The organism is Bacillus sp. 3G2 (assembly GCF_044324725.1).
Classification (GTDB): domain Bacteria; phylum Bacillota; class Bacilli; order Bacillales; family Bacillaceae_G; genus Bacillus_A; species Bacillus_A mobilis.
In genome coordinates, this window is the sequence record NZ_CP172246.1 from 4307445 (window position 1) to 4323599 (window position 16155).

A 16155-nucleotide genomic window follows, 5' to 3' on the forward strand; every position below is an offset into this window, starting at 1 on the left:
TTCCCTATATGCAATTTTTTCTACAAAAAAAGAGACTTTCTTTCATAGAAAGCCTCTTTTCTCTATTTTTCTACAGCAGCTTCTTGCTTTTGGAACAAAGAAATGACATATCCAATTACAATACCTACTAGAGCAGGAACTAACCAACCAATCCCTACACTATATAATGGAATTTTATTTAAAATAGGTGCTAATGCCGCAATTTGAAGATTCGCATTGTGCAATCCATCAAAGAAGCTGATCATGAATGCTCCTACGATACCACCTATATACATTACTAAAGGAAGACGAATGTAGTTTTCAACAAGTGATAATACAATCAGTACGATACCAATTGGGTAAATTGCAATTAAAATCGGTAATGCTAATGCGTTTAACTGAGTTAACCCAAGGTTTGCTACCATAAATGCTAATACACAGAAGATGAAAACGACTTTTTGATAAGAAAGCTTTGGTAATAAGGAAGAAAAATATTCCCCACAAGCTGCCACAATACCTACAGAAGTTGTTAAACATGCTGCTGTAATTGCGATTCCTAGTAATAGAGTTCCGTAACTACCAAATAAATGATTTACAACGTTTGTTAAAATTATTCCTCCATTTGCTCCCATTCCAAGAGACACACTAGAAGCTCCCAGATAAGCAAGTACTAAGTAAACAAGTAGTAAACCGAGCGCTGCAATAAATCCTGCAAAGATTGTTACTTTTGCAATGCTGTTCTTATTTGTAACACCTTTTGCTTTTAACGCATTAATAACAACATTTCCGAATACAAGTGCTGCAAGTCCATCTAAAGTTAAATATCCATCAATAAAACCTTTAAAGAGCGGAGCACTATATGCTTCTGTCGGTGCACCAAATTCTCCAATTGGTGTAATAAGTGCTTTCACTACAATAATTGCAATAACAGCTAATAAAATCGGAGTTAATACTTTACCGATACGGCCCACTAATTTCGATGGGTTTAAAGCTAAATAGAAAGTTACGGCAAAGAAAATGAATGTAAAGATAACAAGTGGATACGATTGACCAGCTATCTCACTTGGTAAAAACGGTGCAACACTCATTTCATAAGCAACAGTTCCTGTACGTGGCACACTTACGAATACGCCTAAACATAAATAAATTGCAGTGATGAAAACTAATGCGAATATAGGGTGCACACGTCCTGCTAACTCATTAATATCTCCCTTTAGAGCGATAACGATAACTCCTAATAAAGGCAACCCAACACCTGTTACGATGAAACCAAACAACGCAATCCATACATCTGTTCCAGCACCTTGTCCTAACGCTGGCGGAAAAATCATATTACCTGCACCGAAAAATAGTGCAAATAACATTAAACTTATTGCAAACATCTCAGAAAACTTTAAAGATGATTTCATTTCTACTAACCTCCTAAATGATTTATTAACAAAATATTCTGAATTAAAATCCGTCATATGTCCTCTTTCAAGCATACTTCCCCGTAAAAGAACGCAAAAAACACCCGTCCCTAACAAAGGGACGAGTGTTGAAATCGTGGTTCCACCCTTATTCTAATAAAATGAATTTATAACAAAATAAGCTCACTTTATAGCTCGTGTAAATTGATAACGGTTTTATCCGCCAAGAATTACAATGCATCATGCAGTTCACTCTTGAAGTTTAGAGGTGGTAAGTTTGTCTTTCCGTATTAGGAAGCTCACAGCCCAGGCTTCCCTCTCTGAGAATCGTCAAAAACAACTCATGTCCTCATCATTACTTTTATAAAATATCTTGTCGAAACTTGTTGTTTTTTATTATATGGGCTATTTTTTAAAAAATCAATAGTTTTATTTTTTCTGACAAAAAAATATAGGGAGAAAATTTTTCCTCCCTATAACTGTCCTATTAATATTTCTAATTCTTCGGCTGTAATATCCCGCCACTTTCCAGATTTCAGTCCATTTAGTTCTATATTCATAATACGAACTCGCTTTAGCTTTGTTACAGTAAACCCGAAAGCACGGCTCATTCTACGAATTTGTCTGTTCATTCCTTGCGTTAAAACGATGCGAAATGTAGATTGATCCACTCTCGTCACTGTACATGGCTTCGTCATTCCATCTCTAATCTTTACACCGCTGGACATCTCATTAATAAACCAATCTGTAAACGGCTTATCGACAGTAACAACATATTCTTTCTCGTGCTCATGATCACCATGTAAAATTTGATTCGCAATCCCGCCGTCATTCGTTAATAAAATAAGTCCTTCCGACGCTTTATCTAATCGTCCAACAGGAAAGATACGCTCTGGATAATTAATATAATCAATAATATTATCTTCAATATGATCGGCTGCTGTACAAGTAATACCAACTGGTTTATGAAAGGCGATATACACCTTTCCCTTCTCTTCTTTGGCAATAACCTGTCCATCAATCGTTACAACATCACCATCACTCACGAGTGCACCATGCTTACAAATTTCACCGTTAATAGCTACGCTTCCTGCTTTAATAAGGCGGTCTGTTTCGCGTCTTGAGCAAGATTTTGCTGCGCTTATGTATTGGTTGATTTTCATGTTTTATTCCTTTTCATATATATTAAAAGCGTCAATCTATGGCAATATCATTATGCCACGATTGACGCTCGTTTACTTCGCAAAAACAACTAAATAAATAACCCCAATCACCAAAAACATTCCACAACAAGCTAACAATACTTTTGCAAGTTTGTCCATAAACATATAATGGTTTCCCCTTTGTTTCGTTGTTTGCTATTTTAATTCGACAACTGTTACGCCTAGGCCTCCCTCGCCCATGTCACCGTAACGGTAATTCTTCACACCGCGATGCTTCTTCAAGTAATCTTGTACACCTTGGCGAAGTGCTCCTGTTCCTTTACCGTGAATGATTGATACACGAGGATAGCTTGCAAGCTGTGCATCGTCTAAATATTTTTCAACGCGCATCATTGCATCTTCATAACGTTCACCGCGAAGATCAAGTTCCAATGAAACGTGGTAATCTCTACCCTTCACACTTGCTACTGCTTTTTTCTCTGTTTGTTTCGGTGTATTAATGTATTCCATATTGGACTCTTTCACTTTCATCTTCAGAATACCAATTTGTACGCTCCACTCTGTATCACTTACCCTTTCAAGTAATTGACCTTTTTGACCGAACGTTAATACTTTTACTTCATCGCCTGCACGTAATTGTTGTTTTGGCGCTGTGTTTTTCACGTTTACTTTTTGTTTCTTCACAAGCTCTGGCGCCGCACCTTCTAGACGGCTCTTCGCTTCAATAAGCTCATGGTCTTTCACGTTCACAAGCTGTGCTTTACGCAATTGTCGAAGTTCTTGAATAATGCCTTCTGCTTCTTTCTTCGCAGCTTCGACTTTTTCTTCCCCTTCTTTTTGCGCTTTTAACAATTTTTCATCGCGCTCATCATTAAATTCAATAATTTGACGCTGTAATTCGCGATGCAGTTTTTCAGATTGCTTGCGAAGTGCTTCTGCTTCGTTCCAGTCACGCTCTGCGTTCTTTTGACTTTCTTCTAACTTCGCAATCATATTTTCAATTTTGTTTGTATCTGTACTAATGTGGCTACGAGCTTGATCAATCACGCGATCAGATAAGCCAAGACGCTTCGAAATTTCAAAGGCATTACTACGTCCTGGTACACCGATCAATAATTTATACGTTGGGCTTAATGTATTCACATCGAACTCAACGCTCGCATTAATAACTTGCTCACGATTATATCCGTATGCTTTTAATTCTGGGTAATGCGTCGTAGCAACAACGCGAGCACCACGATTACATACTTCATCTAAAATTGAAATTGCTAGTGCAGCCCCTTCTTGCGGGTCTGTTCCAGCACCTAATTCATCGAATAAAACTAAGCTTTCAAAATCAGCTTTTTCTAAAATATCAACAATGTTCACCATATGTGAAGAGAACGTACTTAAACTTTGTTCAATCGATTGCTCATCACCGATATCAGCAAAGATATTTTTAAATACACAAATCTCTGACTCATCCATTACCGGAATGTGAAGACCAGATTGCGCCATTAATACACAAATACCAACTGTTTTCAGCGTAACTGTTTTACCACCTGTATTCGGTCCTGTAATAACAATTGTCGTGAAATCTTTACCTAACATAATGTTATTTGGCACGATAATTTCTGGATCAATAAGCGGATGGCGTGCTTGTCTTAAATCCATATAACGCTCGTTATTTACGATTGGCTTCGTTGCTTTAATACGCTTCGCATAAAAAGCTTTCGCAAAAATGAAGTCAAGATTCGCAACTACTTCTACGTTAGATAAAACGATATCCGCTTCTACTGCCACTTCTTCTGTTAACATTAATAAGATGCGTTCAATTTCTTGTTTTTCTTTCACTCGTGCTTCTTGAAGCGCGTTATTTAATTCTACAATGACTTGCGGTTCAATAAATAACGTTTGCCCAGAAGCTGATTGATCGTGAACAATACCGCCATATACGCCTCGGTATTCTTGTTTTACTGGGATTACGTAACGTTCGTTACGAATCGTTACAATCGCGTCAGATAGCATCTTTTGCGCGTTTGAAGAACGCGTCATATTTTCTAACTTTTCACGAATACGGCTTTCTGCAGTACGAATTTGAGTACGAATACCACGCAGTTTATCACTTGCGCTATCGACTACTTCTCCGCCGTCACCAATGCAATTTGTAATTTTCTTTTCTAAATCATATAAAGATACAATTTGAGCGACATGAGTTGCTAAAATTGGCAACTCGACACCATTATCAACCATATCTTCAATGAAACGTTTCATATTGCGACTACCATACATCGTATTAGCAATATCAAGTAGTTCATTTGGGCTTAACATACTTCCAATCTTTGCACGCTTCACATTTGAGCGAATATCCGTAATACCCCCTAATGGTGCACTACCTTTTAAACGAATGACTTTCGCCGCTTCATCCGTTGTATCTTGCATTTCTACAATTTCTTCAAAATCAGTGCTCGGCACTAAATGCTTCACTTTGTCACGACCAAGTGAAGAGGCTGTATGTTCAAGTAATTGTTCTTTTACTTTATTATATTCTAATACGCGCAACGTTCTTTCTAACATGTTGCAGGTCCCCCTTGTGTTACTTATTACGTTTAATATAGTCTAATAAACGTTCAATATCCCACGTGTTAATCACGTTATCTTTTTGAATCCAACCTTTACGTGCTGCTGCTACACCTGTTTCCATATCTTCTAACATTTCAAGCGTATGAGCATCCGTATTAATTGCTACTTTTACACCAGCATCTTGTGCTTGTTTTAATAATTTCGCGCTTAAATCTAGACGGTTTGGATTCGCATTTAATTCTAAAACTGTATTTGTTTCTTTTGCGAGTTCGATTAATAAATCTGTATCTACATCATAGCCTGCGCGTCGTCCAAGAAGACGTCCTGTCGGATGAGCAATCATTGTAACATGCTTATTCTCTAGCGCAGCGCGAAGACGTTTCATAATCGTTTCACGGTCTTGTGAGAAGCTAGAGTGAATCGCCCCAATAACATAATCTAATTCTGCTAATACTTCATCATCAAAATCAAGTGTTGCATCCGGTAAAATATCCATTTCAATTCCGCGTAAAATTGTAATGTCTGGATACTTTTCATTCATGCGTTCAATTTCTTTCGCTTGTTCACGAAGGCGCTCTTTCGTTAAACCGTTCGCTACTTTTAAGTATTGTGAATGGTCGGTAATTGCCATAAACTTATATCCACGAGCACGACATGCCTGTACCATTTCCTCAATTGAAAAGGCACCGTCACTCCACGTTGTATGCATATGTAAATCACCTTGTATATCAGAGAACTGAATTAAGTTTGGATACTCTTTAATTAATTCAATTTCTTTTCCATCTTCACGCACTTCTGGCGGGATAAATGGAAGACCGAAATGAGCGAAGAATTCCTCTTCTGTTTCAAATGTCTTCACTTCACCTGTTTCTAAGTTTTCTACACCGTACTCACTAATTTTCTCGCCTCTATCTTTCGCGATTTGACGCATTTTTACGTTATGGTCTTTTGATCCTGTGAAATGGTGAAGAGTTGTAATAAATTCTTCCGGTTGTACTAAACGGAAATCAATTGAAATATCATATTCATATTGAAGACGAACAGAAACTTTCGTATCTCCACTTGCGATTACCTCAATCATATTATCAAATTGCAGTAAATGCTCACGTACTGCCGCTGGTTCTGTCGTTGCAATGATAAAGTCTAAATCTTTCACTGTTTCACGAACACGGCGCAAACTACCAGCGCGCGAGAAACGAATTACTTCAGCAATATTCGACAATTTCTCCTCTATTTCCCCGGCAATAGGCAATACCATTGCGATTGGTAAACGCTCTGGACGAGATCCTACTTGATCGATTGCTTCTAATATTTTCTCTTCTGTTTTCTTACCGAAACCTGCTAAAGCTTGTACTTTATTTTCCTCACAAACCGCTTTTAGCGATTCCATATCAACAACACCAAGTTCTTTATATAACTTAGCTACCTTTTTACCACCAAGGCCTGGCAATTTTAATAACGGTAATAAGCTACTTGGCACTTCTTGTTCAAGCTCTTGTAACACTTCAGATGTTCCCGATTCTATATATTCTTGAATAACTGCTGCTGTTCCTTTTCCAATGCCCGGAATCTTAGTGAAATCTTCAATCTCAGAAAGACTACGATCATCACTTTCTAGTGCTGCTGCCGCTTTACGAAATGCAGATATTTTAAATGGATTCGCGCCCTTTAGTTCCATAAACAGGCCAATTGTCTCTAATAATTTAATAACTTGTTTTTTATTTACTTTCATCATTACCCCGCCTTTCTTTCATAGAAAAAAACTCCTCTTTCCGAAAAAAGAGAAGTTATACTCTGCTACCTGTCTGCCATAGTTCCTTCACCTTTTCAGAGAGAATCGGTGTATCGTCTACAATTATTTTGCTAATTGATGATTTTTGTAATGGTGTTTGTATTTGCTCAATCGGAAGGATGTTTCCAACGATAATTAAAACAAACAAAATAATATATACTTCTAAAAATCCGAGGATTGCCCCCGCAAACGCATTAACTTGCTTTAAAACCGGTATTTCTGCAAACATATTTAACAAATTACCAAGTAATGAAAGTGCAATTTTTGTAATAATAAACAATATGATAAACGCAAGTGCTTGATAAAATACTGTCTCAATATTATTTGCATCAATCCATTCTGGAACAGATACGTTTTTATCAAATGGATACGGAATAAATTTCGCAAGTGCTGGCGCTAAATCTTTACAGTACCAGTATGCAACAAGGTATGCGATAATAAAGCTTGTTAACTTTACAAGTTGCAGAATAAACCCTCTGCGTAAGCCGAGGAAAAATCCCATAACAAGCAGTAAAATGATAATAATATCAATCATGTTATTCCATTCCTTTTTTTGTCATACTTTCTTTCAATTTCTCATGTTCTTCTTTTAATTTTATGTAATCGTGTATGACGTTTACCGCCGTCAATACCGCTAGTCTACTCGTGTCAAGCGAAGGATTCTTGGCATTGAGTTCGCGCATTTTATCATCCACAATCGCTGCTACCATGCGGATATGACTTGTACTTTCATCGCCAACAACTGAATATTGTTGACCATAGATTTCTACATTAATTCGACTTTTCTTTCCCTTTTGTTGTGACAACTCACCGGCCTCCAATCACGTACAGAATCCTAAAGTTTATCATACCATGAACCATCATATTATGGAAACAGAAAGAACAATCCGATATGATAAAAATAGCAATATAAAAAAAGGAGCGACCATCTTGTCAAATTCTATCGTAATACAAACAAGTTCTACAGTAATTGAAGACATGAAACAACAATATAAACAAGCACTTAGCCCAAAAACCCCACAAGGCGGGATCTTCATGGCAAAGGTGCCATCTTGCACGATTACAGCTTATAAATCTGGAAAAGTAATGTTCCAAGGAGGCCGTGCTGAAGCAGAAGCTTCTCGTTGGCAATCTGTCTCTCAAACACCGAAAACAGCTGTAAAAAAATCTGTCGATTCACACCGTTATGCACCGCCTGCTTCCATCGGTACAATGTCTATCGTAGGGTCAGATGAAGTTGGCACTGGTGATTTCTTCGGACCGATGACAGTAGTTGCTGTATATGTGGACGCTAAGCAAATTCCACTTTTAAAAGAACTTGGTGTAAAAGACTCTAAAAACTTAAATGACGATCAAATTTCTGCCATTGCGAAACAACTTCTACACGTTGTTCCTTACAGCTCTCTTGTCCTTCATAACGAAAAATATAACGAACTATTTGATAAAGGAAACAACCAAGGTAAGTTAAAAGCTTTGCTACATAATAAAGCTATTACAAACTTATTAACAAAAATCGCACCTACAAAACCTGAAGGCGTCTTAATCGATCAATTCACACAACCTGATACATACTACAAATATTTAGCAAAACAAAAACAGGTACAGCGTGAAAATGTTTACTTCGCAACGAAAGGTGAGAGCGTTCATTTAGCAGTAGCTGCTGCTTCTATTTTAGCTCGTTACTCATTCGTAAAACAGTTTGACGAACTAAGCAAAAAAGCTGGTATGCCACTTCCAAAAGGTGCTGGTAAACAAGTTGATATCGCCGCTGCTAAATTAATTCAAAAACTTGGTGAAGAAAGATTACCTGAGTTTGTGAAAATGCATTTCGCTAATAGGGAGAAGGCGCTTCGCTTATTAAAATAGTATCGACAAAAACAGGAGCCTACAAACTCCTGTTTTTTGTTTCACTCTACTATTGTCCTTTTATTTTTGTTACAATTGAAATATACAGATTATTCTAACATAGGAGAGAATTCCCATTGCTACTTCTACAAATGATTCTAAATATTTTACTAGGTGATCCACACGAAAGACAGTTCGAAATTAGAGAAAACATTCAGCTACTAAGTGAGCAACGAGAGTTCAACGATTTAATAGAGCGTTACGGCCGGTCTTTCTTATTGAACTTTCGGATTCGAAGATTTATCGGGAAACATGATGCCCGCTTGTTAATACATAATCCAGCAAAACTACAACACTTCTGTGAGGAACTTGAATGTATGATTAGAAGAAAAAGATTATTTACATAGGGATGGAATTCATATGAACGCTTTAAAGGTTAAAAAGTTATTATATGTTTTCGTACATCTCGTTGGCCCGCTTTCTTTCCTCACTATTTCTACCATTTGGGGAGCTTTTTTCACTACTAAATCCACATTCGAAAATATATCTGATAATCTTGGTGTGATGGCCATCTATTACGTGCTTATGAGCTTACTATGGTTTTTCTATTTAGATCGATTAGATAAAGATGTAGATAAGATTACAAAAGAGATTAATGGTAATAAGATATAATACATAAAAAAGGAGAGCCGCCAAGACTCTCCCTTTTTTATGTTAGCTTCGTTTCTGCTTCTTATTTGATGAAGATACTTTATAAGAACCTGTTTCATGTGTCGTCGTTCCTTGTCCTTCTACTTCTGGAGAACCAAGGCTTGATCTTGAATGATCTTTTTTTACTTTTTTACTCATTTATATTCACCCCTTCGCGTTACTTTTTGCTACGGGAGAATAAACTATACAATATACAAAATAAAAAGCGAGAGGAATTCCTCTCGCTTTTTTCATATTTTAGAACTCAGAAGAACCTGGAGTTCTTGGGAATGGAATTACGTCACGGATGTTAGCCATGCCTGTGATGTACATTAGGAAGCGCTCGAAACCTAGACCGAATCCAGCGTGTTTTGTGCCGCCGTATTTTCTAAGTTCTAAGTACCACCAGTAGTCCTCTTCGTTCATGCCTAGTTCTTTAATTCTATCTACTAAAACGTCCATTCTTTCTTCACGTTGACTTCCGCCGATTAATTCGCCGATGCCAGGAACTAGAAGGTCAGTAGCAGCTACTGTTTTTCCATCTTCATTCATACGCATGTAGAACGCTTTAATGTCTTTTGGATAGTCAGTTACGAATACAGGGCGTTTGAAGATTTCTTCTGATAAGTATCTTTCGTGCTCTGTTTGTAAGTCAATACCCCATTCTACTGGGTATTTGAAGTCAGCACCTGACTCTTGAAGCACTTTAATTGCTTCTGTATATGTGATACGACCGAAGTCAGAGTTGATTACGTTGTTCATGCGCTCTAGAACTGTTTTATCAACGAAGCTGTTGAAAAATTCCATTTCTTCTGGTGCATGCTCTAGTACGTATTTCATTGCATATTTCAGCATATCTTCTGTAAGATCCATTACATCGCCTAATTCAGCGAATGCAATCTCCGGCTCAACCATCCAGAACTCAGCAGCGTGGCGAGTTGTGTTAGAGTTTTCTGCACGGAATGTAGGTCCGAATGTGTATACATCACGGAATGCTAATGCATAAGCTTCAGCGTTCAGCTGTCCACTTACTGTTAAGTTTGTTTCTTTGCCGAAGAAGTCTTTTGATTCATCAACTTGTCCGTCTTCGCCTTTTGGTACGTTGTTTAAATCTTGCGTTGTTACGCGGAACATTTCGCCTGCACCTTCTGTATCACTACCAGTGATGATTGGTGTGTGAACATGTACGAATCCACGCTCTTGGAAGAACTGGTGAATCGCAAATGCTGCGACAGAACGTACACGGAACGTTGCAGAGAATGCATTTGTTCTTGGACGTAAGTGAGCGATTGTACGTAAGTATTCAAACGTGTGACGTTTCTTTTGAAGTGGGTAATCAGAATCTGATAAGCCCTCGATATCAATTTTTTCTGCTTTAATTTCAAATGGTTGCTTCGCTCCAGGCGTTGCAATTACTTTACCTTCTACTTTAACTGAAGAGCTAAGTGGAAGTTTTGCAATTTCTTTGAAATTTTCTAACTCTGTATCGAAAACGATTTGAACGCTTTTGAAGAAGCTACCGTCGTTTAATTCGATGAAACCAAATGCTTTTGAATCACGTAAGTTACGAATCCACCCTGATACTTGTACTGTTTGACCTGCATATTTATCTGTATCTCTATACAGACTTTTTACTAATGTGTTTTCCATAGTGAAATTCTCCTTTGCACATATATTTAAATACAAAAAAACCTTTCATCCATAAAGGGACGAAAGGTTAAACTTCGCGGTACCACCCAATTTGTCATAAAGACCAACTTTAACTCGTATGTAATACATACTTCCCGGTTTGTAACAGGCCGGATTCCCGTCTAAGTCTACTCTTGAATACAAGATTCAATTTCGGTTAGCAACTCCAAGGTGTTCTTCACATATACCGCCTCATCAGGCTCTCACCGTCCCTGACTCGCTTTGGATTATAGTATATACTACTTTTCCTTATCATCGTCTTTCATTTTGTTAAACTAAAATTAATGTACTACATTCGAGAGAAAGATGCAAGATGCCTTAATATTTATCGGCGATTTTTATCATATATCGACAATCGTGCCATAAAAAAATTGCCGGACTTAATCCGGCAATTTTTTATTACTTACGTAACTCCGCACCAAATTTCTCTTCTACCGTTGTTAATACACGGTTATGTGCTTCTGTTACTTCTTCATCTGTTAACGTACGTTCTGCATCGAAGTAAGTCATAGAGAATGCAAGTGATTTCTTGCCTTCTTCCATTTTTTCACCTTCGTATAAGTCGAATAGTATTACGTCTTTCAGCAGTTGTCCGCCAGCTTCAGCAATGACTTGCTTCATTTCACCAGCTTTTGTTTCTTTTGTTACGACAACAGCCATATCACGTGTCATAGATGGGAAACGTGGAATTGCTGCGTAGTAAGTTTCTTCTGCATCTGCACCGAATACTTTTACAAGAGATAGTTCGAATACGAATGTATTTTTCACATCTAATTGTTTTTCTGCTTCTGGGTGCAATTGACCGATGAAACCAATTACTTCGCCATCTAATACGATGTCAGCTGTACGACCTGGATGCATACCTTCACGTTTTGCTGGTGCATAAGTGATTTGGTTTGCAACGCCAAGTACGTCAAATAATCCTTCTAGTACACCTTTCACAACGAAGAAGTCTACTACTTTTTTCTCACCTTGCCATGCATGGTGAAGAGCAAGACCTGTCATAACACCTGCAAGATGTTGTTCTTCTTTCGGAAGTTCTCCTGCTTCTGTTGGTAAGAAGATAGAACCTACTTCGTATAAAGCAACGTTATCGTTTTTACGTGCAACATTGTATGAAACTGCTTCTAACAATTGTGGCACTAAGCTTAAACGAAGTTGGCTGCGCTCTTCACTCATTGGAAGTGCAAGATTTACAGGCGACTTTTCGTTTGGCTCAACCATATATTGTTTCGCTTTGTCAGCGCTTGTTAATGAATACGTGATTGCTTCATATAAACCAGCACCTTCTAAGAAGCGACGTACTTTACGACGTTTCGTTTGTGCTGATGTTAATTTACCACGAGTCATCGTTCCAGAAGGTAATGTAACTGGAATGTGGTCATAACCGTATAGGCGACCCACTTCTTCTACTAAGTCTTCTGAAATTGTAATATCAGGACGACGTGCTGGTACATTCACATGGAATGTTCCTTCTACTTCTGTGAATGGGAATTTTAAGTTTGTAAACATTGTACCCATTTCACTTGCAGAAATATTTGTACCTAATACACGGTTTACTTTTTCAGCAGTAACAGATACTGTACGCTCTTGTACTTGTAAGTTATCAGCTTCTACTACACCTTCAAGTGCTTCTCCGCCAGCGTATTTCGCCATTAAAGCAGCTGCGTGTTGAATTGCTTCAAATGTACGTGTTGGATCGATTCCTTTTTCAAAACGTGCACTTGATTCACTACGAAGACCTAAGTCTTTTGATGTACGGCGTACTGTTTGACCTGCAAAGTATGCAGACTCGATTAAAACGTTCACTGTCTCATTTGTAACTTCAGAATCCGCTCCGCCCATTACACCAGCAACAGCTAAAGCTTTTGTTCCGTTTGTAATTACAAGGTGGTGTTCTTGTAATGTACGTTCTTGATCATCTAACGTTTCAATTTTTTCGCCTTCTTTTGCAAGACGAACAACGATTTCTTTTGAACCTAATTTATCGTAATCGAATGCATGTAACGGTTGACCGTATTCCATTAAAATGTAGTTTGTAATATCAACTACGTTGCTAATTGGACGAATGCCAGCTGCCATAAGGCGCGTTTGCATCCACATTGGTGATGGACCAATCTTTACGTTCTTTACCATTTTTGCAATATATAATGGGTTTTCTTCTTTCGCTTCTACACTTACAGAAATGTAATCAGCAGTTTTTTCTGCTGTTTCTTGTAAGTTGATAGCTGGAAGTTTTACTTCACGGCCGTAAATAGCAGCGACTTCATATGCAACACCTAACATGTTTAAGCAATCTGCACGGTTTGGTGTTAAACCAAGCTCAAGTACCTCATCATGTAAGTTTAAAATTTCAAGTGCATCTGCACCAACTTCAGCGTCACTTGGGAAGATGAAGATACCGTCTGCGTATTCTTTCGCAACTAGTTTCCCATCAATACCAAGCTCTTGAAGAGCACAAACCATACCGTGAGAAGCTTCACCACGTAGTTTTGCTTTTTTAATTTTGAAGTTGCCAGGAAGTACAGCGCCAACTTTTGCAACTGGTACTTTTAAACCTTTTGCAATGTTAGCAGCTCCACAAATAATTTGAACCGGCTCTTCTTCACCGATATCGATTAAGCATTTGCTTAATTTATCAGCTTCTGGGTGTTTTTCACATTCTAATACGTGACCAACTACAACACCTTTTACACCTTTATTTAATACTTCAACACCTTCTACTTCAATACCACTTTTCGTGATTTTGTCTGCTAGTTCTTGTGCTGTTACATCTTTAATATCTACATACTCTTGTAACCAACGATATGATACGAACATACTTATCCTCTCCTTCCCTTACGCTCGTTTGAATTGTTGTAAGAAACGTACATCATTTGTATAGAAATGACGAATGTCATCTACGCCGTATTTCAACATTGCGATACGCTCTGCGCCCATACCGAATGCGAAACCTTGATATTCTTTTGAATCATAACCAGCCATTTCAAGTACGTTCGGGTGAACCATACCTGCGCCTAAAATTTCGATCCAGCCAGTTCCTTTACAAGTGCCGCAACCTTTGCCGTGACACATCATACAAGAAATATCCATCTCTACAGATGGCTCTGTGAATGGGAAGAAACTTGGACGAAGACGGATTTCACGATCTTCACCGAACATCTTTTTCACGAATACTTGCAGTGTACCTTTTAAGTCACTCATGCGAATGTTTTTATCAATTACAAGACCTTCAATTTGCATGAACTGGTGTGAATGCGTCGCATCATCGTCATCACGGCGATACACTTTACCAGGACAAATAATTTTAATCGGTCCTTTTTCTTTATTATTTTCCATCGTACGTGCTTGCACAGAAGATGTATGTGTACGTAGTAACGTTTCTTCTGTAATGTAGAATGTATCTTGCATATCACGCGCTGGGTGATCTTTCGGTAAGTTTAATGCTTCGAAGTTGTAGTAGTCTTTTTCTACTTCTGTTCCTTCAGCTACTTCATAACCCATACCGATGAATACATCTTCAATTTGTTCAACAACAGCTGTTAATGGATGGTGACAACCTGTTTCAACAGGACGACCTGGTAGTGTAACATCAATTGTTTCAGTAGCTAATTTCGCTTCAATTACTGCTTTTTCTAAGTTACCAATTTTGTCGTCTAGACGCGTTTGAATCGCTTCACGCACTTCATTTACTAATGCTCCCATACGTGGACGCTCTTCTGCTGATAATTTTCCCATGCCGCGTAATACTTCTGTAATTGGACCTTTTTTTCCTAAGTACGCTACGCGTACGTCGTTTAAGCCTTTTAGCTCTTTCGCTTCTTCAATAAGCTCTAACGCTTTTTGCTTTAGCTCTTTTAAACGTGCTTCCATTTGGAACCCTCCTAATTTTAAAAATAAAAAAACCTCGCTCCCAAAAAGGGACGAGGTAAATTCGCGGTACCACCCTAAATTGACAGAACAAGTCTGCCCACTCATTAGTTATAACGATCAATTCTGACCGGAACGCCTTTACATATATATGGTCCTGGCGTCAACTCCAGAGGTGAATTCACTTCCGTCTACCATAAGAATGCTTTCAGTCTAAGGCATTCTCTCCCTATATGGCGATTTTGTAAGTTACTCTTCTCTATCAACGTTTTTCGTTATTTAACTTTTAATATAATATACTTCAACTTATTATAAGAAGTTTTTTATTTGTTCGCAACTGGGCTTTGCAAATAATACGTTAAAATCCCTGCTGCAACCGCAACATTTAATGATTCTGCCCCGCCGTAAATCGGAATATACAAGTTTTGATCCGTTTTCGCAAGAATTTCTTGGCTTACGCCGCTTCCTTCATTTCCTACAATTAATGCAAAACTTCCGGCCGGTGTTACTTCAACATGCGGAACTCCATTTTCAAGAGCTGTTCCATATACAGGAACGTTTTGTTCTTTTAGCTTGTCTACCCATTCTTCTAAGTTCCCTTTTACAACTGGTAAATGGAAAATAGACCCTTGTGTAGAGCGAAGCACTTTACTATTATATGCATCAACGCATCCTTCTCCAAGCACAACGGCATGAATACCAGCTGCATCAGCTGTACGAATAATTGTCCCTAAGTTACCTGGGTCTTGAAGGCCATCTAATAAAAGAAACTTCCCATCAGCAAGAGCTACTTCACTCTCGTGTTTCTCACAAACAGCAAATACACCTTGCGTCGTTTCTGTTTCGCGAAGCATTTTTACGATTGCTTCAGGTACGATATACATTTCCACATCATTAACTGTCCAATCTTTCGGAAGATCTGTCTGATCAGAAACGATAAGTTCCGTTACAACTCCTGCTTTTAAAGCTTCCTCGACTAAGTGGAATCCTTCTACAAAAAATAAACCTTTTTTATCGCGCTCTTTTTTCGTCTGCAGCTTTTTCCACTGCTTCACACGCGGATTTTGTACTGAATCAATGTTTTTCATAATATGTATTTCCCTCTCTTCTTGTCTTATCATTATAGCCTATTTTTCATACATATTTACATAAAAAA

Annotated in this window: 14 protein-coding genes and 3 other annotated features; of the genes, 3 read left to right on the forward strand and 11 right to left on the reverse strand. The window is 38.1% G+C overall.

Annotated features, from left to right (window positions below; genetic code table 11):
• Positions 1-62 precede the first annotated feature (62 nt).
• From brnQ6 to zapA, 6 genes are all read right to left on the reverse strand, one after another.
• A complete protein-coding gene (brnQ6, locus tag ACHZK0_RS22110) occupies positions 63-1388 on the reverse strand; it encodes a branched-chain amino acid transport system II carrier protein BrnQ6 (protein ID WP_262743031.1) in 1326 nt (441 codons plus the stop codon).
• Between the two features lie 114 nt (positions 1389-1502).
• Positions 1503-1753 (reverse strand) — a binding site (T-box leader).
• 108 nt (positions 1754-1861) lie between these two features.
• Positions 1862-2551 carry a 23S rRNA pseudouridine(2604) synthase RluF gene (locus ACHZK0_RS22115; protein WP_270344152.1) on the reverse strand — a complete coding sequence of 230 codons (690 nt, stop codon included), beginning with the start codon at positions 2549-2551 and terminating at the stop codon, positions 1862-1864.
• Between the two features lie 195 nt (positions 2552-2746).
• The gene (locus tag ACHZK0_RS22120) at positions 2747-5107 is read right to left on the reverse strand and encodes an endonuclease MutS2 (RefSeq protein ID WP_262740099.1); all 2361 of its coding nucleotides are present in this window, start codon (positions 5105-5107) and stop codon (positions 2747-2749) included.
• A 19-nt stretch (positions 5108-5126) separates the two neighbouring features.
• The gene (polX, locus tag ACHZK0_RS22125) at positions 5127-6845 is read right to left on the reverse strand and encodes a DNA polymerase/3'-5' exonuclease PolX (RefSeq protein WP_262740261.1); all 1719 of its coding nucleotides are present in this window, start codon (positions 6843-6845) and stop codon (positions 5127-5129) included.
• Positions 6846-6900: 55 nt separating this feature from the next.
• The gene (locus ACHZK0_RS22130) at positions 6901-7440 is read right to left on the reverse strand and encodes a CvpA family protein (protein WP_000565411.1); all 540 of its coding nucleotides are present in this window, start codon (positions 7438-7440) and stop codon (positions 6901-6903) included.
• A 1-nt stretch (position 7441) separates the two neighbouring features.
• The gene (gene zapA / locus ACHZK0_RS22135) at positions 7442-7711 is read right to left on the reverse strand and encodes a cell division protein ZapA (RefSeq protein ID WP_000082701.1); all 270 of its coding nucleotides are present in this window, start codon (positions 7709-7711) and stop codon (positions 7442-7444) included.
• A 124-nt stretch (positions 7712-7835) separates the two neighbouring features.
• On the opposite strand from zapA, the gene rnhC reads away from it, so the two are divergent.
• The 3 genes from rnhC to ACHZK0_RS22150 all read left to right on the forward strand — a co-directional run bounded on the left by rnhC (position 7836) and on the right by ACHZK0_RS22150 (position 9422).
• Positions 7836-8771: a ribonuclease HIII gene (gene rnhC, locus ACHZK0_RS22140; protein WP_262740100.1), complete on the forward strand. Its 936-nt coding sequence runs from the start codon at positions 7836-7838 to the stop codon at positions 8769-8771.
• Between the two features lie 116 nt (positions 8772-8887).
• Positions 8888-9157: a hypothetical protein gene (locus ACHZK0_RS22145; RefSeq protein WP_000925541.1), complete on the forward strand. Its 270-nt coding sequence runs from the start codon at positions 8888-8890 to the stop codon at positions 9155-9157.
• 13 nt (positions 9158-9170) lie between these two features.
• A complete protein-coding gene (locus ACHZK0_RS22150) occupies positions 9171-9422 on the forward strand; it encodes a hypothetical protein (protein WP_262740101.1) in 252 nt (83 codons plus the stop codon).
• Positions 9423-9464: 42 nt separating this feature from the next.
• Here ACHZK0_RS22150 and ACHZK0_RS22155 read toward each other — a convergent pair whose 3' ends face one another.
• From ACHZK0_RS22155 to ACHZK0_RS22175, 5 genes are all read right to left on the reverse strand, one after another.
• Entirely contained in the window at positions 9465-9599 is a 135-nt protein-coding gene (locus tag ACHZK0_RS22155; protein WP_046958756.1) for a YuzL family protein, read from the reverse strand.
• Between the two features lie 99 nt (positions 9600-9698).
• Positions 9699-11090, reverse strand: a complete 1392-nt coding sequence (gene asnS / locus ACHZK0_RS22160) for an asparagine--tRNA ligase (RefSeq protein ID WP_000432171.1) — start codon at positions 11088-11090, stop codon at positions 9699-9701.
• A gap of 52 nt (positions 11091-11142) precedes the next feature.
• Positions 11143-11394 (reverse strand) — a binding site (T-box leader).
• Between the two features lie 134 nt (positions 11395-11528).
• Entirely contained in the window at positions 11529-13949 is a 2421-nt protein-coding gene (gene pheT, locus ACHZK0_RS22165; RefSeq protein WP_395760874.1) for a phenylalanine--tRNA ligase subunit beta, read from the reverse strand.
• A gap of 18 nt (positions 13950-13967) precedes the next feature.
• Positions 13968-15002 (reverse strand): phenylalanine--tRNA ligase subunit alpha, encoded by a 1035-nt coding sequence (gene pheS, locus ACHZK0_RS22170; RefSeq protein ID WP_000388217.1) that lies wholly within the window; start codon positions 15000-15002, stop codon positions 13968-13970.
• 43 nt (positions 15003-15045) lie between these two features.
• Positions 15046-15274: a binding site (T-box leader), on the reverse strand.
• Between the two features lie 48 nt (positions 15275-15322).
• A complete protein-coding gene (locus ACHZK0_RS22175) occupies positions 15323-16120 on the reverse strand; it encodes a TrmH family RNA methyltransferase (RefSeq protein WP_262740103.1) in 798 nt (265 codons plus the stop codon).
• Between the last annotated feature and the right edge of the window lie 35 nt (positions 16121-16155).